Raw genomic sequence first — 19205 nt, forward strand, 5'->3', positions numbered from 1 at the left:
GTGGTGAGGTCGCGACCCTCAAGCACGCCGAGCTGCCCCACGGCTCGGCGATCACGACCAGTGGACGGATCTCGGGCGTCACCGAACCTGGTGAAGTCTCGGTGCACTACCCGTTCCCCATCAACGATCTGGTCACCCTCGACGACGCACTGACCTACGGGTCGCGGGCCGCCGGCGCGCGGTTCGCCGTCTACATCGGCGACCTGGGCAGCGACACCGGAGCGCGGGCGCGCGAAATCCTCGCCAACGTGCCGACTCCCAACGACGCGGTGCTGATCGCCGTCTCACCGGATCAGCACGCGATCGAGGTGGTGTACGGCTCGGGTGTCCGTGGCCGCGGAGCCGAATCGGCTGCGCCGCTCGGCGTCGCTGCCGCGGCCGCGTCTTTCAATTACGGCCACCTGATCGGCGGTCTGATCAGCGCCGTCCGGGTGACCAGCGCCGGCATCTCGCCGGCCTAGGGCGACCGCCCGCTCAGGTCACTGCTCCGCCGTCGAACTGACGCGCGCGCAGCGACCGCTCGATTCCGGCGCGGCCCTCGAGTACCAGGCGGCGCAGTGCTGCGGGCAGCTCTGGGTCGGCGAGAAACGCGTCGGCGGCGGCGATGCCGTCGTCGCTGATGTCCCACGAGGGGTATAGGCCGACCACGACCGTCTGCGCCACCTCACTGGACCGGCGTTCCCATATGCCGCGGATCGCGGCGAAGTAGCGCGCACCGAACGGCTTGAGCAGCTCAGCCTGGCCGGGTTGGACGAAACCGGCGATCATCGATCGCGCGGTGATGTTGGCCAGTGCATCGTCTTCGGTGACCGTCGTCCACGCCGATTCCTTGACCGCGGCCTGCGGTCGCGCCGCCGAGGCCTGCGCGCCGAAACGCTTGCCTGCCGCGGTCGGGTCGCGCTGGACCTCGGCGTCGATGAACGGCGTTGCCGGGCCGTCGGCGTCGATCTCGCCGCCGGCAGCCAGCGCCGTCACGATCCGCCAACGCAGGTCGGTGTCGATCGACAGCCCGGCCAGACCCAACTCGGCGGGGTCGTGATCGAGGAGATCGGCCAGCACCACTACGTGCCGGGTCGACAACATTGATGTGCACAGCGCGTTGACGAACGCCAGCTGATGATCCGATCCCCCCGCCGCGGCGCGGGCCAGCTCGAGGAGCCGGTCGGCGAAAGCCGGCCAGCCTTCCGACTGCGCCCACTCCGGGTTGGCGTAAGAACCCAGCGCGGTCTGGGCCTGCAGCAGCAGCCGCTGCGCAACCCCGACCTCGGTTTCGGCCTGAATGCCGCCAGAGACCAGCGACACGAAGTCGCGGGCCCGAAGCTCGGCGTCGCGAGTCATCTCCCAGGCGGCCGACCAGACCAATGTTCGGGGCAGTGGTTCGGCGATGTCGGCGATGCGATCCAGCGCCGTCTGCAACGACTCCGGATCCAGCCGCAGCGAGCAGTAGGTCAGATCATCGTCGTTGACCAGAACCAGCTTGCCGTGCGAAACGCCAACCAGCGCAGGCACTTCTGTGCTTGCGCCGCTGATGTCGAGTTCTTCGCGATGTGTCCGCACCAGCTTGCCGCTGCCGTCGTCGTCATAGACGCCGATAGCCAGGCGATGGACCCGCGTTTCGCCCGCGCCGGGCGCGGCGCCACTTTGCGTTACCGCGAACCTGGTGAAGCGGCCGTCGGCGTCGGCGTCGAAATCCGCGCGAAGTGTGTTGAGCCCGGTCGTCTTCAACCATTGCCGCCCCCAGTCGGACAGATCGCGACCCGAGGCCTTCTCCAGCGCTGCCAGCAGGTCGTCGAAGGTGGCGTTGTCGAAAGCGTGGGCGCGAAAGTAGTCCCGCAGCCCGGACAGGAAGTGTTCCAGGCCGACGTAGGCCACCAGTTGCTTGAGCACACTGGCGCCCTTGGCGTAGGTGATGCCGTCGAAGTTCACTTCGACGGCGGCCAGGTCGGGAATGTCAGCGGCGACCGGATGCGTCGAGGGCAACTGGTCTTGCCGGTAGGCCCATGACTTCTCGGAATTGGCGAAGGTGGTCCACGCCTCGGTGAATTCGGTGGCTTCGCTCTGGCACAGCACCGAGGCAAAAGTGGCGAAAGACTCGTTGAGCCACAAGTCATCCCACCACCGCATGGTGACCAGGTCGCCGAACCACATGTGCGCCATCTCGTGCAGTACCGTCTCGGCGCGCCGCTCATACGATGCCCGGGTGACCTTGCTGCGAAAGACATAGTCCTCTAGGAATGTCACCGCGCCGGCGTTCTCCATCGCCCCCGCGTTGAACTCGGGCACGAACAACTGGTCATACTTGCCGAACGCGTACGGCACACCAAAGTTCTTGTGGTAGAAGCCAAAACCCTGCTTGGTCTGAGTGAACAGCCGCTCGGCGTCCATGAATTCCGCCAGCGTGGCGCGGCAGAAGATGCCCAACGCGATCTCGCCGTTCTCGTCGCGGTAGACATCATCCCAGCGCGCATACGGGCCCGCGATCAGTGCTACCAGGTAGGTGCTCATCCGCGGGGTGGTCGCGAAGGTGTGCACACCGCCGTCGGCGCTCACCGTGGCGCCGTTGGAGATGACCTGCCAGTGCTGCGGCGCGGTCACTTTCACGTCGAACGTGGCTTTGAGGTCGGGCTGGTCGAAGCACGCGAACATCCGCTTGGCGTCGGCGGTTTCGAACTGCGAGTACAGATACACCTCGCCATCGACCGGGTCGACGAATCGGTGCAGGCCCTCGCCGGTGTTCGAGTAGCGGCAGTCGGCGTCGACCACGACCACGTTGTGTTCGGCCAGGCCGCTGAGCGCGATACCGGTCGACTCGTCGTAGCCGGACACGTCGAGTTCGCGGCCGTTGAGGGCCGCATTGCGGACGGTGCCGGCGGCGATGTCGATGACGGTATCGGCGCCGGCCAGGGCGTCGAACGCCACGGTCGTGACGGAGCGGAAAGTGCGCTCGCCTGCTTTGCCGTCGCCGTCGGTGAGGTCCAAGTCGATTCGGTAACTGTCGATGTTGACCAGCGCGGCGCGCTCGACGGCCTGGTCACGGGTGAGGTTGGGGAGTGCCACATGTCCAACTTAGGCGGCGACGACTCGCGGCGGGAATTGGACCGTCGAGGCTAGGGTTGTGCTGGACGGCTTGCCGACCGTTGACGAGAGGATTTCACATGTCCGAGAAGTCAGTTGCCGATTTCTGGTTCGACCCGCTGTGCCCGTGGGCGTGGATCACGTCCCGCTGGATCCTGGAAGTGGAAAAGGTCCGCGACATCGAGGTGAATTTTCAGGTGATGAGCCTGGCGGTGCTCAACGAGAACCGCGAGAACCTGCCTGCGGAGTACAAGGAGCGGCTGTCCAAGGCTTTCGGCCCGGTCCGAGTGGCGATTGCCGCCGAGCAGGCCCACGGCTCCGAGATCTTGGCGCCGCTGTACAAGGCGATGGGCACCCGTATTCACAACGAGGGCAACAAGGACCTCGACGACGTCATCAAGCAGTCGCTGAAAGAGCTGGATCTGCCCGCTGAGCTGGCCGACGCCGCTACCAGCGAGGCCTACGACGAGGCGCTGCGCAAGAGCCACCACGCCGGGATGGACGCGGTCGGCGACGACGTCGGCACGCCCACCATTCACATCAACGGGACCGCGTTCTTCGGCCCGGTGTTGTCGAAGATTCCGCGCGGCGAAGAGGCCGGCAAGTTGTGGGACGCGTCGGTGACGTTCGCGGCTTACCCGCACTTCTGGGAGCTGAAGCGGAGCCGCACGGAGGCTCCCGAGTTCGACTAAATCCGGTCGGCGGTGCGAGGATCTCGGTCATGCGCGTCTACCTCGGCTCTGATCACGCCGGCTATGAACTCAAGCAGGCGATCATCGCCCACCTGAAAGAGACCGGCCACGAGCCGATCGACTGCGGCGCCTTCACCTATGACGCCGAGGACGACTATCCGGCGTTCTGTATCGCGGCAGCCTTGAAGACGGTGGCCGATCCGGACAGCCTGGGCATCGTGATCGGGGGATCGGGCAACGGTGAGCAGATCGCGGCCAACAAGGTTCCGGGTGCGCGCTGTGCGCTGGCGTGGAGTGTGGAGACCGCGTCGCTGGCTCGCCAGCACAACAACGCTCAGTTGATCGGCATCGGCGGGCGGATGCACACCGTGCCCGAGGCGCTGACGTTCGTCGACGCGTTCCTGACTACGCCGTGGTCGAAAGCCGAACGCCACCAACGGCGTATCGACATTCTCGACGAATACGAGCGCACTCACCAGGCGCCGCCGGTCCCCGGCGCCAACAGCGGGTAGGCGGCGTGCCCGAAGGGCACACCCTGCATCGACTGGCCCGGCTTCATCAGCGGCGCTACGCGGGTGCTCCGGTGAGGGTGTCCAGTCCGCAAGGCAGGTTTGCGGCGGCAGCCGTCGACGGGCAAGAACTGCGACAGGCCACCGCCTGGGGAAAGCATCTGTTCCATCACTACGTCGGCGGGACGACGGTGCATGTGCACCTTGGGTTGTACGGCACGTTCACCGAGTGGCCACGATCGGCCGATGAAGCGATGCCCGACCCGGTCGGGGCGGTGCGGATGCGAATGATCGGCGCCGACTACGGCACCGACCTTCGCGGGCCGACAGTGTGCGAAGTCATCGACGAAGCGCAGGTCGCCGATGTGGTCGCCCGACTCGGCCCCGATCCGCTACGCCGCGATGCCGATCCGGCGTGGCCGTGGGCGCGGATTAGCAAGTCGCGCAGGCCAATCGGCGCGTTGTTGATGGACCAGACGATCATCGCCGGCGTTGGCAACGTCTATCGCGCCGAGCTGCTGTTCCGTCATGGCATCGACCCGTATCGGTCCGGTCGGGCGGTCGGTGAAGCGGAATTCTCCGCGGCCTGGACCGATCTCGTGGACCTGATGAAAGTCGGGTTGCGTCGCGGCAAAATCATCACGGTGCGGCCTGAGCATGACCACGGAGCACCGTCATACGGCCCGGGTCGGCCACGCACATACGTCTACCGTCGCGCCGGCGAGCCGTGCCGAGTATGCGGAACCGCAATCCGCACAGCCGAATTGGAAGGGCGTAACGTCTTCTGGTGCCCAACCTGCCAGACGTGAACGACCGACCACTGCCGGCTTCTCATCTGGTCAATAGGACCCGCTGGGCCAGCGCATAGCCTTCGGGCGTAGCTATTGGCCCATGAACAAATTCGCAAGCAGTGCGATCGCGTCGGCAGCGATCGCCGCAGCATTGGGATTGGCGGGTCTGGGCGGCAGCGCCGAGGCTCACGCGCTACCGGGACTGAACTGGTGCCCGGGTGACTTCTGGAACCCGTCATGGGGGACCAACTGGGACTGGAACAGCTGCCACGGCAACGTGATAGTGCCCCCGAACAACATCACCAACGGACCGACCATCATCAACCGGCCACCGCCGGTCATTCGGCCCCCCGGCGGACCCGGTGGCCCGGGTGGACCCGGCGGGCCCGGCAACCCGGGCGGACCCGGTAACCCTGGTGGACCCGGTAACCCCGGTGGGCCCGGTGGACCCGGCAACCCCGGAGGGCCCGGTAACCCCGGAGGGCCCGGTAACCCCGGTGGGCCGGGTGGACCCGGGGGACACGAACCGGGTGGCGGCGACCACGGTGGGCACGGCGGCCATGGCCCCGGCGGACCTGGCGAGCCGGGAGGCCCCGGTGGTCCGGGCGGGCATGATCCTGGAGGACCGGGTGGACCCGGAGGACCTGGTGGGCATGATCCCGGTGGCCCCGGTGGCCATGATCCCGGTGGACCCGGTGGGCCGCCTGCGGGCACCGAACCCGGCGGTCCCGGTGGTCCCGGTGGCCATGATCCCGGTGGACCCGGTGGGCCGCCTGCGGGCACCGAACCCGGCGGTCCGGGTGGACCCGGAGCGCCTGGTGGTACCGAACCCGGTGGCCCGGGTGGAGCCGGGGACCCGGGAGGCCACGGATCCGACAATGGGCCGGGCCCGTCCGGTCCGGATGCCGGCCCGTCCGGTCCGGATGCCAACGCGCCTGCACCGGACAGCGGCTCGTCGGCTCCCGATGCCGGCGCTCCTGCACCTGACGCCGGTGGACCGTCGGACACCGGTGGACCCTCGGACAGTGGTGGATCGTCGATGGGATCCGACGATTCGGGCGGCGGCGGCATGTCCGGAGGCGACTCGGGCGGTGGCGATTCAGGAGGCGATTCGGGCGGCGGCGACTCGTCGAGCGGAGGCGATTCCGGCGGTGGCGACTCCTAACGCTGAGCCGCCTCACCAGCGATTACCACCGATCGGCAGGTAACAAAAAGAGAACGCTTGCGTTCTTATGTGTTTCGCAACGAATTGCCCGGGTAGTCCATGGTGATGAAGAAATTCGCACGTTTCGCCGCAGGAACCGCTATCGCCGCTGGATTGGGTCTGGCCGGTTTAGCTGGTTCCTCGGACGCTCAGGCCCAGCCCGGCCCGCTCCCGCAATGGTGCCCGGGTGAATTCTGGGATCCGGGGTGGGGCGACAACTGGGATAACCGCGGTTGCCACGACAACTTCCGTGCTGGTGGCCCCGGTTGGGATCGCGGCGGACCTGGGTGGGACAACCACGGCGGGCCCGGTTGGGATCGCGGCGGACCTGGGTGGGACAACCACGGGGGACCCAATTGGAACAACGGCGGAGGCCCGCACGGCCCTGAAGGACACAGGTAAATCGATATCTGAACCGCACCTGCCGATGCCATTCGTGGCCAGGCAGGTGCGGTTTTGTCGTCAGCGTTACTTGACCCCGAGCACCGCGTAGATCTCGTTGCTCATGACGACGCTGCGAGGGTCGGCGTTGGCCTTGGTCGGGTCGAAATGGTTCATCACGTAGGCGTAGCCGATCCGGTTCTCCAGGTCGACGAAACCGAACGAGCCGCCGAGGCCGCCGTGGCCGAAGATCGACGGGTTAGGTCCGTTGACGCACCGCTGGTTGAGCATGTAGCCCAGGCCCCAGCCATGGTCGGCGACGCGCGGGCCGAGAACCAGGTCGGTCTCCAGGCCGCCCTGTGAGACCCGGATCAGGTCCATATGCTTGCGGCTGAGCAGCTTCTCTTGCGCCAACGCGTTGTAGAACGTCGCCAACCCCAGCGCCGACACCTGCCCGTTGGTTCCCGGGAACTCGAGCTCGCGCCACAGATCCAGATCGTTCGAGCCGACCTCGTCGTCGGGCGCGAATCCCATCGACACGGCCAGTCCGGCCTTTGGGTGTTCGGCCAGCGAGGTGGGATAGCCGGGGGCGTTGACGTCGGCCAGCATCTTGCGGATGTGCGGCTTCGCGACGCGATCGGCGCAACGGTGTTGTTCGGTGCGCGCCAAGCCGATGTGGATCTCGGCCCCCAGCGGTTCGGCGATTTCGGTGCGCAGGTATTGGCCGACAGTGTTACCGGTGACCCGGCGGAACACCTCGCCGAGGATGAACCCGAAGGTGGTCATGTGATAGCCCTGCGCGGTTCCCGGCTCCCACCACGGTTCGGCGGCGGCTAGCCGTTCGCACACCAGATCCCAGTCGGTGACCTGCGTCCAGTCCATGCGCTGACGCGGCCCGATCACCCCGGATCGGTGGCTCATCACCAAGCCGAGGGTGATGTCCGCCTTGCCGGCTTGGGCGAACTCCGGCCAGTAGCGGGCCACCGGTGCATCCAGGTCGAGGTCACCGCGCTCGACGAGTTGGTGGACGCAGGTGCTGGTGAGGCCCTTGGTACCGGAGAGCACCGTGGATAGCGTGTCCACCTGCCACGGCTTGGTGCCGGCCTCATCGGCCGTTCCGGCCCACAGGTTGACGACCAGCTCGCCGTCTACCCAGGCGGCGACCGCCGCGCCAATTTCCTTGCCCTGCAAGAAGTTCTGCGTGAAAGCCCTGCGTACGCCGTCGAAGCGGGTCGCGCATGAGCCATGGATGGCGACGTCGGCTGTGGCACCTGGATGCTGAATCGGTCAGCCTCCTCAGCTTGCCGTGGTCGGCCTCGCCGGCCACCTGGCCGCCGTAGGCGCATTAAGCGTTGTCAGCCTAGTCCGCCTCGGTTGCCGGCGCCGGTATCGAGCGGGCGACGGGAATCGAACCCGCGTAGCTAGTTTGGAAGACTAGGGCTCTACCATTGAGCTACGCCCGCATGTATTAGTCGAGCGCGACTTTACGGCGCGGCAGACATCAAATCCAAATGTTGTCATCCCGTGACCTGGTGTTGAGGCCACTGCAGGGACGGTGTGGCTTGGCCGTAGGATTTCGAGGTCACCGCGGGGTGTAGCGCAGCTTGGTAGCGCATCCGCTTTGGGAGCGGAAGGCCGCAGGTTCAAATCCTGTCACCCCGACTGGCACGCCACACCCAACCGGCTTGAAGCATGACAAGACCACAGCACAACCAAGGAGCACACCTGTGAAGAGCACCGTCGAGCAGCTGAGCCCAACCCGGGTTCGGATCAACGTAGAGGTGCCGTTCGGGGAACTGAAGCCCGATTTCGACCGGGCTTACAAAGAGCTGGCCAAGCAGGTCCGGCTCCCGGGTTTCCGTCCGGGCAAGGCCCCCGCCAAGTTGCTGGAGGCTCGTGTCGGCAAGGAGGCGATCCTGGACCAGGTCGTCAACGAGGCGTTGCCCAGCCGCTACGGCCAGGCCGTGACCGAGGTCGACGTGCGGCCGCTTGGTCAGCCCGACATCGCGGTCACCAAGAAGGAGTATGGCGAGGAGCTGGTCTTCACCGCCGAGGTCGACGTCCGCCCCGATTTCACCCTGCCCGACCTGAGCGCGCTGACGATCACCGTCGACCCGATCAAGGTCGGCGATGATGAAGTCGACGCCGAATTGCAGTCACTGCGTACCCGGTTCGGCACCCTGACCGGAGTCGAGCGCCCCGCCGCCTCTGGCGACTTTGTCTCGATCGACCTGTCGGCCGACATCGACGGCGAGGACGTGCCCGAGGCGAACACGAAGGGCCTGTCTCACGAGGTCGGCTCCGGCCAACTCGTCGACGGTCTCGACGACGCGATCATCGGCCTGAAGGCCGGTGAGTCCGGGACGTTCACCACCGAGATGGCCGCCGGCCCGCACGCCGGCCAGGAGGCCGAGGTCACCGTCACCGTCGTCGCGGTCAAAGAGCGTGAGCTGCCCGAACCTGATGACGAATTCGCCCAACTGGCAAGCGAATTCGACACGATTGACGAGTTGCGCGCCAATCTCTCCGATCAGGTCAGCCGGACCAAGCGCGTCCAGCAGGCCGAGGAGATTCGCGTCGCCGCGTTGGAGGCCTTGATCGAGCAGGTCGATATGCCGTTGCCCGAAGCGATCGTGCAGGCCCAGGTGGACAGCACGGTGCACAACGCGCTGCACGGGCTCGACCACGACGAAGCCAAGCTCGCCGAAGCGCTCGAAAAGCAGGGGTCGTCGCGCGAGAAATTCGACACCGACGCCCGCGCGGAGGCCGAGAAGGCCATCAAGACGCAGCTGCTGCTCGACGCGCTGGGCGACGACCTCGAGATCCAGGTGAGCCAGGCAGACCTCACCGAACGTCTGGTGGTGACCTCGCGGCAGTACGGCATCCAGCCGCAGGAACTACTTGGCTACCTGCAGCAGCAAAACCAGCTGCCCGCGATGTTCGCCGATGTGCGTCGTGGGCTGACTATCGCTGCAGCGGTCGAGGCGGCCACCGTCAAAGACAGTGACGGCAACGTCATCGACACCACCGAGTTCTTCGGCAAGCGCGCCCCGGAGGACGGCGACGTCGAAGAGTCCGACGATGAAGATGCGGACGCCGCAGACGACGCGAAGTGACGCTGTAAGCGAACGCACGGGCTTCGGGGAGTGCTCGACGGCCCCGGTTGGTTAGTGTCGGTGAATACGGAACTCGAGAAAGCAGGTAACCCACTGTGAGCCGTGGGACTGAAATGCGCGCCAGCGCGATGGGTCTGAACCTCACCGACTCGGTCTATGAGCGATTGCTCTCCGAGCGCATCATCTTCCTGGGGTCGCAGGTCGATGACGACATCGCCAACCGGCTGTGCGCGCAGATCCTGCTGCTCGCCGCCGAAGACGCGAACAAAGACATCCACCTGTACATCAATTCGCCCGGCGGCTCGATCAGCGCGGGCATGGCGATCTACGACACGATGGTGCTGGCCCCGTGCGACATCGCCACCTATGCAATGGGCATGGCCGCTTCGATGGGCGAGTTCCTATTGGCCGCGGGCACCAAGGGCAAGCGCTACGCGCTGCCGCACGCTCGCATCCTGATGCATCAGCCGCTGGGCGGGGTGACCGGTAGTGCGGCCGACATCGCCATCCAGGCAGAGCAATTCACCGTCATCAAGAAAGAGATGTTCCGGCTCAACGCCGAATTCACCGGCCAGTCGATCGAGCGCATCGAGGCCGATTCCGACCGCGACCGGTGGTTCACCGCCCCTGAGGCTCTGGAATACGGATTCGTCGACCACATCATCACCCGCGCCGAACACATCAACGGAGAAGCCGAATGAACCCCGAGCTCGCGCCGCAGGCGCGCTACATCCTTCCGTCGTTCGTCGAGCACTCCAGCTGGGGTGTCAAAGAGTCGAACCCCTACAACAAGCTGTTCGAGGAACGCATCATCTTCTTGGGCGTCCAGGTCGACGACGCGTCGGCCAACGACGTCATGGCTCAGTTGCTGGTGCTGGAGTCGCTGGACCCCGACCGCGACATCACTATGTACATCAACTCGCCCGGCGGCAGTTTCACGTCGTTGATGGCGATCTACGACACCATGCAGTACGTGCGGGCCGACATCCAGACGGTGTGCCTGGGTCAGGCCGCCTCGGCCGCGGCAGTGCTGCTGGCCGCGGGTACCCCGGGCAAGCGGATGGCGCTGCCCAACGCCCGGATACTGATTCACCAGCCGTCGCTGTCCGGCGTGATCCAGGGCCAGTTCTCCGACTTGGAGATTCAGGCCGCCGAGATCGAGCGGATGCGCACGCTGATGGAGACGACGCTGGCGCGCCACACCAACAAGGACGCCGCGGTCGTCCGCAAGGACACCGACCGGGACAAGATCCTGACCGCCGCCGAAGCGAAGGACTACGGGATCATCGACACCGTGCTGGAGTACCGGAAGCTCTCGGCGTCGACGGCCTAACTGGCGGCCCGCGCGGCTAGTTCAGGGTGGCCGCCAATTCGGCCGCGCCACCGTCGGCGATCAACACGGTATCCTCGGCCCCGGCGTATCTCGCCGGCCTGATGTATGGCCGACGGGTTCGTCTGCCTCTCAGTCGCATAACGGCCGCGACACGCCAAAGACACGGCGGCGCGTTCACGCGCGTGTAGGGGACTTCAAGACGATATGTTTTCAGGCGCACAACACGAATATCACCGACGCGATTCACCTCTATCGGTCGCATCGCCGTGGAGCAAGCGGGTAGCGTCGGGAAATACACGCGATACAGCACAATCAAAACGGTGAACAGGAAGTAGGCCACCAGCACCATGGCGCGCATCGGAGACGGCGGCGACCTGCTGAAGTGCTCGTTCTGCGGGAAGAGTCAGAAGCAGGTCAAGAAGCTCATTGCGGGGCCAGGCGTGTACATCTGCGATGAGTGCATTGATCTGTGCAACGAGATCATCGAAGAGGAACTCGCCGACGCCGACGAGGTAAAGCTCGACGAACTGCCCAAGCCCGCCGAGATCCGGGAATTCCTGGAGGGCTATGTCATCGGTCAGGACACCGCCAAGCGGACCCTCGCGGTCGCGGTCTACAACCACTACAAGCGAATCCAGGCCGGTGAGAAGGGTCGCGACTCCCGCTCCAGCGAGCTGGTCGAGTTGACCAAGTCCAATATCTTGATGCTGGGCCCCACCGGTTGCGGAAAGACCTACCTGGCCCAAACCCTGGCCAAGATGCTCAACGTCCCGTTCGCGATCGCCGATGCAACGGCGCTGACAGAGGCCGGCTACGTCGGTGAAGACGTGGAGAACATTCTGCTCAAGCTGATCCAGGCCGCCGACTACGACGTCAAGCGCGCCGAGACCGGCATCATCTACATCGACGAGGTCGACAAGATCGCCCGCAAGAGCGAGAACCCCTCGATCACCCGCGACGTGTCCGGGGAAGGCGTGCAGCAGGCCCTGCTGAAGATCCTGGAGGGCACGCAGGCGTCGGTGCCGCCGCAAGGCGGTCGTAAGCACCCGCACCAGGAGTTCATCCAGATCGACACCACCAACGTGTTGTTCATCGTGGCGGGTGCGTTCGCGGGTCTGGAGAAGATCGTCTCCGACCGCGTGGGCAAGCGCGGTCTTGGCTTCGGGGCCGAGGTGCGCTCCAAGGCCGAGATCGACACCACCGACCACTTCGCCGAGGTCATGCCCGAAGACCTGATCAAGTACGGCCTGATCCCGGAGTTCATCGGTCGGTTGCCGGTGGTCGCCTCGGTGACGAACCTGGACATGGAGTCGCTGGTCACGATCTTGTCCGAGCCGAAGAACGCCCTGGTGAAGCAGTACACCCGGCTCTTCGAGATGGACAACGTCGAGCTCGAGTTCACCCAGGACGCCTTGGAGGCGATCGCCGACCAGGCGATCCACCGCGGCACCGGGGCCCGTGGCCTGCGCGCGATCATGGAAGAAGTCCTGCTGCCGGTGATGTACGACATTCCCAGCCGCGACGACGTCGCCAAGGTCGTGGTGACCAAGGAGACCGTCCAGGACAACGTGCTGCCGACGATCGTTCCGCGCAAGGCGACACGCGCCGAGCGCCGCGACAAGAGCGCCTAGTAACCCGTCCCGGTAACCGTTGAGCGCTGCTGACGCGATACCGGGTCGCACCTCTCACGCGCTGGATCTACTGAACTTCTTTCTGGCCGATGTGCGCGACGGCCTTGGTCCCTACCTGTCGATTTACCTGCTGCTGACGCATCACTGGGATCAAGCCTCGATCGGGCTCGTGATGGGCATCGGTGGCCTCGCGGCGATCGCGGCGCAGACGCCGGTCGGCGCCGCGGTGGACCGCACCACGGCAAAGCGAGCTCTGATCGTGGCCGGTGCGCTGACGGTGACCGCCGGAACGTTGGCCATGCCGTTGTTTCCGCGCTTCTTCTCGATTTCGTTGCTGCAAGCGCTGACCGGGGTCGCCGGCTCGGTGTTCGCTCCGGCTCTGGCCGCGATCACGCTGGGTCTCGTCGGCACGCGAGGCTTCTCCCAGCGGATCGGGCGCAACGAGTCGTTCAACCACGCCGGCAACGCGACCGCCGGTGCCATCACCGGCGGGCTGGCGTACTGCTTCGGCCCGGCGGTGGTGTTCTGGGTACTGGCAGTCATGGCAGCCCTCAGCGTTCTGGCGGCGGTGCGGATCCCGGGCGACGCGATCGACCATGACGTCGCTCGCGGCATGGACCACCTACCCGGTGGTGCTCACCCGTCGCCGTCCGGGATTGCTGCGCTGTTCCGCGACCGCAGATTGCTGATTTTCGCCGCGGCGATGGTCGCCTTTCATCTCGCCAACGCCGCGATGTTGCCCCTGGTCGGACAAGTCCTCGCACTGCAGAACAAGGACGTCGGCACCGCGTTGATGGCGACGTGCGTGGTGGCCGCCCAGGCCGTGATGGTGCCGGTGGCGTATCTGGCCGGCGCCAAGGCGGACAGCTGGGGACGAAAGCCGATCTTTCTGGTCGCATTCGCCTTCCTGACGGCACGCGGCTTCCTCTACACCTTGTCCGACAGCCCCTACTGGCTGGTCGGCGTCCAGGTTCTCGACGGCGTCGGAGCCGGGATCTTCGGCGCGCTGTTCCCGCTCGTCGTGCAGGACCTGACGCACGGGACCGGCCGCTTCAACGTCAGCCTGGGCGCGCTCACCACGATGTGGGGCGTCGGTGCGGCGCTGTCGAACATCATCGCGGGCTGGATCGTGGTCGCCGCCGGCTACGACGCGGCCTTCATATCGCTCGGAATTGTCGCCGCGGCGGGCCTGGCGCTGTACGCCACGGCCATGCCCGAGACCGGGCCCCACGCGGCCGCCAACGGCGGGTTAACCCAGGCCAGCGGCCTCCCCCGAACGGGGGAGACGTGAGGGTAGGTGGTCGCAGCAAATGTTACTCGAGCGTAACTATCGTTCTTAGACTTTGCGGGCGGGCAAAAGGTGACGAACGCCACATTTCGCCTTCTCGCGGATCGAAGACGCGTGTTTGACCTCGCGTTTTGGCGACTAAGCGGTAGCGTGAAGGTATAGACCGGTGTCCATGAATCCCTAAGAAAAGTGCAATAATCGGTACTGCCAGTGACATAAAAATCGGCCGAGGCTGCACTCGGGTGATTCACACCGGTTTCGACCACATGCCGGTGCGGTGAACAGCTATGGAAGGCGGCGACGTGGGTCCGAGCGAAAACGGAGCCAGGTCAGAATCTGATTCGGATTCGCATCGGCCCGATGCCAACCTGCCCGGACGGCAAAAGCTGGAAAAAGTCGTCATCCGTTTCGCCGGAGACTCCGGCGACGGCATGCAGCTCACCGGAGACCGGTTTACTTCCGAGGCAGCGCTTTTCGGTAACGACCTGGCCACTCAGCCGAGCTATCCGGCCGAGATTCGCGCACCGCAGGGCACGCTGCCCGGCGTCTCGTCGTTTCAGATCCAAATCGCCGACTACGACATTTTGACCGCCGGCGACCGGCCCGACGTGCTGGTGGCGATGAACCCGGCAGCGTTGAAGGCCAACATCATCGACCTTCCCATCGGTGGATTGGTGATCGCCAATTCCGACGAGTTCACCAAACGCAATCTGGCCAAGGTCGGTTACGAGGACAACCCGCTGGAAACGGGGGAGTTGTCTGACTACAAGGTCGAGGCGGTCCCGATGACCACGCTGACGCTGGGCGCTGTCGAAGTCATCGGCGCGTCGAAGAAGGACGGGCAACGCGCCAAGAACATGTTCGCGCTGGGCTTGTTGTCATGGATGTACGGGCGACCGATCGAAACCAGCGAGCAATTCATCAGGGAGAAGTTCGGCCGCAAACCCGATGTGGCCGAGGCCAATGTCCTTGCCCTCAAAGCTGGATGGAACTTCGGCGAGACCACCGAGGCTTTCGCGACTACCTACCAGATCGCACCGGCGAAACTGCCGGCGGGCGAGTACCGCCAGATATCGGGCAATACCGCATTGGCCTACGGACTCGTCGCGGCCGGACAACTTTCCGACCTTCAGGTAGTACTGGGCAGCTACCCGATCACGCCCGCGTCGGACATCCTGCACGAGCTGTCCAAGCACAAGAACTTCAACGTCCTGACGTTTCAGGCCGAGGACGAAATCAGCGGTATCTGCGCCGCGTTGGGCGCTTCCTACGGCGGTGCGATCGGTGTCACCAGCACCTCGGGTCCCGGCCTGTCGTTGAAGTCCGAAGCGCTGGGGCTCGCGGTGATGACCGAGCTGCCGCTGATCGTCGTCAACGTGCAACGCGGCGGGCCGTCCACCGGTCTCCCGACCAAGACCGAGCAGGCCGACCTGTTGCAGTCGCTCTACGGGCGCAACGGCGAATCGCCGGTGGCCGTGCTGGCGCCGCGATCACCGTCGGACTGCTTCGACGCCGCCCTGGAGGCAGTGCGCATCGCGGTGTCGTACCACACCCCGGTAATTCTGTTGTCGGACGGGGCAATCGCCAACGGCTCCGAGCCGTGGCGCATCCCGGATGTCGAATCGCTGGAACCCATCGAGCACACGTTCGCCAACCCCGACGAGCCGTTCATGCCCTATGCGCGTGACCCGGAAACGCTGGCTCGCCGGTTCGCCATCCCGGGCACTCCCGGACTCGAGCACCGCATCGGTGGGTTGGAATCCGCCAACGGCACCGGCGCAATTTCCTACGACCCGGCCAACCACGACCTGATGGTGCGGTTGCGGCAAGCCAAGATCGACGGAATCTCGGTTCCTGACCTGGAAGTCGACGACCCGACCGGGGATGCCGAGCTGCTGCTGATCGGATGGGGCAGCTCCTATGGACCGATCGGGGAAGCCTGCCGGCGGGCGCGGCGCAACGACATCAAGGTCGCCCACGCCCATCTGCGTCACCTGCGGCCCTTCCCGGCCAACCTGGGCGAGGTGCTGCGACGCTACCCGCAGGTGGTGTGCCCGGAGATGAATCTTGGTCAGCTGGCGCTGCTGCTGCGCGGCAAGTATCTGGTTGACGTGCAGTCGGTGACGAAGGTGCAGGGCGTCGCGTTCCTGGCCGACGAGGTGGGCCGGGTCATCCGCGCCGCGCTGGGCGGCACGCTGGCCGAAATCGAGCAAGACAAGACGATGGTCGCAAGACTCGCGGCCGCCACGGTTGGAGCGGGAGCTGACGCATGACTGATCTCATCGGCGCGGACCTAGGGCTGTCGGACATCCTGTCCAAGCACAGCCGCGTGCCTACCACCGACCAACCGCAGAAGGCCAAGGACTTCACCAGCGATCAGGAAGTCCGCTGGTGCCCCGGGTGCGGCGACTACGTCATCCTCAACACGATGCGAAACTTTCTGCCCGAGTTGGGATTACGTCGCGAGAACATCGTCTTCGTCAGCGGCATCGGTTGCTCGAGTCGATTCCCGTACTACTTGGAGACGTACGGCATGCACTCGATCCACGGCCGCGCGCCGGCGATCGCTACGGGTCTGGCGCTGGCCCGCGAGGACCTCTCGGTCTGGGTGGTCACCGGTGACGGGGACGCGTTGTCGATCGGTGGTAATCACCTGATCCACGCGCTTCGCCGCAACATCAACCTGACCATCCTGCTGTTCAACAACCGGATCTACGGCCTGACCAAAGGCCAGTACTCGCCGACCTCTGAGGTCGGCAAGGTCACCAAGTCGACCCCGATGGGTTCGCTGGACCAGCCGTTCAACCCGGTGTCGCTGGCGCTGGGCGCCGAGGCGAGTTTCGTTGGCCGCGCGTTGGATTCCGACCGCAAGGGTTTGTCCGAGGTGCTGCGCGCCGCCGCGGCGCATCGCGGGTCCGCGCTGGTCGAGATCCTGCAAGACTGCCCGATCTTCAACGATGGCTCGTTCGACGCGCTGCGTAAAGAAGGCGCCGAGGAGCGGCTGATCAGCGTTCATCACGGTGAGCCGATCGTGTTCGGTGCCAACGACGAGTACTGCGTGGTGCGGTCAGGCTTCGCGCTCGAAGTGGCCAAGACCGCCGACGTCCGCGTCGAGGAGATCGTGGTGCACGACGCACATGCGACCGATTCCGCTTACGCGTACGCTCTTTCACGACTGTCCCAGCAAAACCTGGAGCACACCGTGATGGGCATCTTCCGTCAGGTCAGCAGGCCCACCTACGACGATGCGGCGCGATCACAGATCCGCGCCGCGCGCGAGTCGAGCCCGTCCGACCGTGCAGCGTTGCAATCCTTGCTGCACGGCCGCGACACCTGGACCGTGAACTGAGATGGTGGCTGCGGGTAAGCCGGCTTCACTAGCCGGCGTGGTGTTGGCTGCCGGCGCATCGCCCTGGCAGGGTCGCGAGAAGGCCATGAAGCGGGTTCCTGGTTCCCCCGCGACGACGATGGTCGAGCACGCGGTCAGCGTCGTCGGCGAGCGGTGTCAACCGGTCTTCGTAGTGTCCTCGCCGGGCCAGTCGCTGCCGGAACTTCCGGCGCAGGTGGTCCGCGACGACGTGCGTGGGCATGGGCTGCTGTCCGCGATCAGCCGTGGGCTGCATGCGGCCGCCGAGACCGGCGCGACGTCGGCGTTTGTGTGCGCCGTTGACGCAGCGGTCCTCACCGCTGACGTGATCGACGCCGTCGCGGCTCGAGCGGCCGAGGTTGACGCCGACATCGTGTTGCCGTGGGACGGCAGCAACCACTATCTCGCCGCGGTCTATCGAACCGAATTGGCCGAGAAGATCGACGATCTCGTTGCGGCCGGTGAGCGGAATCTCCCCGCGTTGATCGATCGGGTCGATTCTCAACGGGTCGTGATATCTGATTCCCGTCCGTCTGTCGACGGCAAGCCGACGACCGGGCTGCGTAGCCTGCTGGGCATCGGACGCTGATTCACGCCGAGACGCCCTTTCCGGCTGTTTCGAATTTAACCTGAGAAAAATCGTTCGACCGAATTAATGTTTGATTGCGGCGTCTGTGTTTGTTTATTTTTGTTTGCTCACCATTGTTCAGTTTGATCGGGTGAAAATAATATGCACGCTGCTCTATTTATGTAGTGGATTTATGAACGGTTCTCGTATTGCATTGTGGCCGTTGACTTTCCGGACACGCGGCGGTGCCTCGGCGGCCGGCTCGCTCCCGACTACAAGCGTGCGGACGTCGATGCTCGATAAGCCGACCTACTGCCATGACTTGGAGGCGTCCGGTGTCTCGCTTCGGTCTAAATACGTTGCCGTACAGTAAGATTAGAGATCCAGGCATTCTGCAGGTGCATGCCGGCCGCGGCGAGCCAAAGGCCTCATTTCTCCGGCGGTCTGTGCCGAAACCAATTGTGCAACAGCAGATTTAGGGAATATCCGGCTGGCAATAGCGTCCTGGCAGTCCGAAATCGCTTGCGACACGCCCGGCTAACTTGTGATCTTGATTACTCATAGTTGAACGACGGGGCGGCCCGGGTTGTCCCATTCATTGGGTCTCATGCAGGCCAAGCGCGTGGCGCAGGTCACAATAATTGCGTGATTTGGCTCACTATCGGATTAGAACGCAGAAGAACTGACGCCGGCGACAAATCTATGTTTGACCTGGGTTGTCCATTAACTGGGTGACCGTAATCGAGCCGTTATCGGACAGAGACATCGGCGTGTCACGAGATGACGAATGCAATGTGTTCTCGTACCGTCCATTTCGGCCTGAAAAGGCAAGAAAAATCGAATTGACGGACCCGCGTGTGAGCGGGGGCTACGGAAGGCGACGACGCCCCCGTGCAGCCGCTGGGCATCTGCCCAGTTGGCGGCTTTCGGCCCCAGCTGTCGTGCCTGAACGAGACGGCGCGATTCGAAGTATGTAACCGCCTAAAAACCGGCACCCGCCCATATCGCTGGGCTTACTTCGGCGCGCGCACCCGCGAAAGGAACGATCTTGAAGAACGTCCGCCAGACGCTTCGCATGGCTGCGCTCACTGCGGTGCTTGCTTCGGCCCCGCTGACGCTGACCAACGCGATCGCCTCCGCCGATTTCGAGCGGGTGACCACGAACATGCCGTCCACGCCGTTCGCCCCGGCCGGCTTCGTGTCGGCACCGGATGCATCGCCGATAGACGACGCGCCCCCGGCTCCGGACG

The 19205-nt window shown here is 65.0% G+C and carries 18 protein-coding genes, 2 tRNA genes and 1 pseudogene; 16 read left to right on the plus strand and 5 right to left on the minus strand.

The window, feature by feature from the left end; translation table 11 throughout:
• The first annotated feature begins 32 nt into the window (after nt 1-32).
• Complete coding sequence (locus WAN02_RS31375; RefSeq protein WP_422269279.1) at nt 33-461, plus strand: DUF5130 domain-containing protein; 429 nt, start codon at nt 33-35, stop codon at nt 459-461.
• Nucleotides 462-474: 13 nt separating this feature from the next.
• Here the strand turns inward: WAN02_RS31375 and pepN are convergent, their stop codons facing one another.
• Nucleotides 475-3057: an aminopeptidase N gene (gene pepN, locus WAN02_RS31380; protein WP_422269264.1), complete on the minus strand. Its 2583-nt coding sequence runs from the start codon at nt 3055-3057 to the stop codon at nt 475-477.
• A gap of 98 nt (nt 3058-3155) precedes the next feature.
• Between pepN and WAN02_RS31385 the strand changes: the two genes are divergently transcribed.
• Genes WAN02_RS31385 through WAN02_RS31395 form a run of 3 tightly spaced genes read left to right on the plus strand, consistent with a single transcriptional unit; the run spans nt 3156 to nt 5085 of the window.
• Nucleotides 3156-3767, plus strand: a complete 612-nt coding sequence (locus WAN02_RS31385; protein WP_325685984.1) for a DsbA family protein — start codon at nt 3156-3158, stop codon at nt 3765-3767.
• Nucleotides 3768-3796: 29 nt separating this feature from the next.
• The gene (locus WAN02_RS31390) at nt 3797-4279 is read left to right on the plus strand and encodes a ribose-5-phosphate isomerase (RefSeq protein ID WP_422269265.1); all 483 of its coding nucleotides are present in this window, start codon (nt 3797-3799) and stop codon (nt 4277-4279) included.
• 5 nt (nt 4280-4284) lie between these two features.
• Nucleotides 4285-5085 carry an Fpg/Nei family DNA glycosylase gene (locus WAN02_RS31395; RefSeq protein ID WP_422269266.1) on the plus strand — a complete coding sequence of 267 codons (801 nt, stop codon included), beginning with the start codon at nt 4285-4287 and terminating at the stop codon, nt 5083-5085.
• A 168-nt stretch (nt 5086-5253) separates the two neighbouring features.
• Here WAN02_RS31395 and WAN02_RS31400 read toward each other — a convergent pair whose 3' ends face one another.
• Nucleotides 5254-5409 (minus strand): hypothetical protein, encoded by a 156-nt coding sequence (locus WAN02_RS31400; RefSeq protein WP_422269267.1) that lies wholly within the window; start codon nt 5407-5409, stop codon nt 5254-5256.
• A gap of 20 nt (nt 5410-5429) precedes the next feature.
• Between WAN02_RS31400 and WAN02_RS31405 the strand changes: the two genes are divergently transcribed.
• Nucleotides 5430-6275 carry a hypothetical protein gene (locus WAN02_RS31405; RefSeq protein ID WP_422269268.1) on the plus strand — a complete coding sequence of 282 codons (846 nt, stop codon included), beginning with the start codon at nt 5430-5432 and terminating at the stop codon, nt 6273-6275.
• Nucleotides 6276-6337: 62 nt separating this feature from the next.
• Nucleotides 6338-6673: a hypothetical protein gene (locus tag WAN02_RS31410; protein ID WP_422269269.1), complete on the plus strand. Its 336-nt coding sequence runs from the start codon at nt 6338-6340 to the stop codon at nt 6671-6673.
• Between the two features lie 66 nt (nt 6674-6739).
• On the opposite strand, the gene WAN02_RS31415 is transcribed toward WAN02_RS31410, so the two are convergent.
• Both WAN02_RS31415 and WAN02_RS31420 read right to left on the minus strand, forming a co-directional pair.
• The gene (locus tag WAN02_RS31415; RefSeq protein ID WP_422269280.1) at nt 6740-7903 is read right to left on the minus strand and encodes a serine hydrolase domain-containing protein; all 1164 of its coding nucleotides are present in this window, start codon (nt 7901-7903) and stop codon (nt 6740-6742) included.
• 141 nt (nt 7904-8044) lie between these two features.
• Nucleotides 8045-8115: transfer RNA gene (locus tag WAN02_RS31420), tRNA-Gly, on the minus strand.
• A gap of 125 nt (nt 8116-8240) precedes the next feature.
• Between WAN02_RS31420 and WAN02_RS31425 the strand changes: the two genes are divergently transcribed.
• From WAN02_RS31425 to WAN02_RS31440, 4 genes are all read left to right on the plus strand, one after another.
• Nucleotides 8241-8314, plus strand: a tRNA-Pro gene (locus WAN02_RS31425).
• Nucleotides 8315-8379: 65 nt separating this feature from the next.
• Nucleotides 8380-9768, plus strand: coding sequence for a trigger factor (gene tig, locus WAN02_RS31430; RefSeq protein ID WP_422269270.1), 1389 nt, complete (start codon nt 8380-8382; stop codon nt 9766-9768).
• A gap of 95 nt (nt 9769-9863) precedes the next feature.
• Nucleotides 9864-10469 carry an ATP-dependent Clp protease proteolytic subunit gene (locus tag WAN02_RS31435; RefSeq protein WP_422269271.1) on the plus strand — a complete coding sequence of 202 codons (606 nt, stop codon included), beginning with the start codon at nt 9864-9866 and terminating at the stop codon, nt 10467-10469.
• Nucleotides 10466-11101 carry an ATP-dependent Clp protease proteolytic subunit gene (locus tag WAN02_RS31440; protein ID WP_422269272.1) on the plus strand — a complete coding sequence of 212 codons (636 nt, stop codon included), beginning with the start codon at nt 10466-10468 and terminating at the stop codon, nt 11099-11101. The genes WAN02_RS31435 and WAN02_RS31440 overlap by 4 nt, the downstream gene beginning before the upstream one ends.
• A 16-nt stretch (nt 11102-11117) precedes the next feature.
• On the opposite strand, the gene WAN02_RS31445 is transcribed toward WAN02_RS31440, so the two are convergent.
• Complete coding sequence (locus WAN02_RS31445; protein ID WP_422269273.1) at nt 11118-11450, minus strand: hypothetical protein; 333 nt, start codon at nt 11448-11450, stop codon at nt 11118-11120.
• Here WAN02_RS31445 and clpX point away from each other — a divergent pair.
• The 6 genes and pseudogenes from clpX to WAN02_RS31475 form a co-directional block, all read left to right on the plus strand.
• Nucleotides 11449-12732, plus strand: coding sequence for an ATP-dependent Clp protease ATP-binding subunit ClpX (clpX, locus tag WAN02_RS31450; protein WP_422269274.1), 1284 nt, complete (start codon nt 11449-11451; stop codon nt 12730-12732). The two genes, WAN02_RS31445 and clpX, sit on opposite strands and share 2 nt — an antisense overlap.
• 19 nt (nt 12733-12751) lie before the next feature.
• On the plus strand, nt 12752-14023 hold the full coding sequence (locus WAN02_RS31455; RefSeq protein ID WP_422269275.1) for an MFS transporter: 1272 nt from the start codon (nt 12752-12754) through the stop codon (nt 14021-14023).
• A 284-nt stretch (nt 14024-14307) separates the two neighbouring features.
• Nucleotides 14308-16293, plus strand: coding sequence for a 2-oxoacid:acceptor oxidoreductase subunit alpha (locus WAN02_RS31460; RefSeq protein ID WP_422269276.1), 1986 nt, complete (start codon nt 14308-14310; stop codon nt 16291-16293).
• Complete coding sequence (locus tag WAN02_RS31465) at nt 16290-17369, plus strand: 2-oxoacid:ferredoxin oxidoreductase subunit beta (RefSeq protein ID WP_422269277.1); 1080 nt, start codon at nt 16290-16292, stop codon at nt 17367-17369. The genes WAN02_RS31460 and WAN02_RS31465 overlap by 4 nt, the downstream gene beginning before the upstream one ends.
• A gap of 1 nt (nt 17370) precedes the next feature.
• Nucleotides 17371-17976, plus strand: coding sequence for a molybdenum cofactor guanylyltransferase (gene mobA, locus WAN02_RS31470; protein WP_422269278.1), 606 nt, complete (start codon nt 17371-17373; stop codon nt 17974-17976).
• A gap of 1027 nt (nt 17977-19003) precedes the next feature.
• Nucleotides 19004-19205: pseudogene (locus tag WAN02_RS31475) on the plus strand (hypothetical protein); the annotation flags it as partial.

The organism is Mycobacterium sp., assembly GCF_049281135.1.
GTDB lineage: Bacteria > Actinomycetota > Actinomycetes > Mycobacteriales > Mycobacteriaceae > Mycobacterium.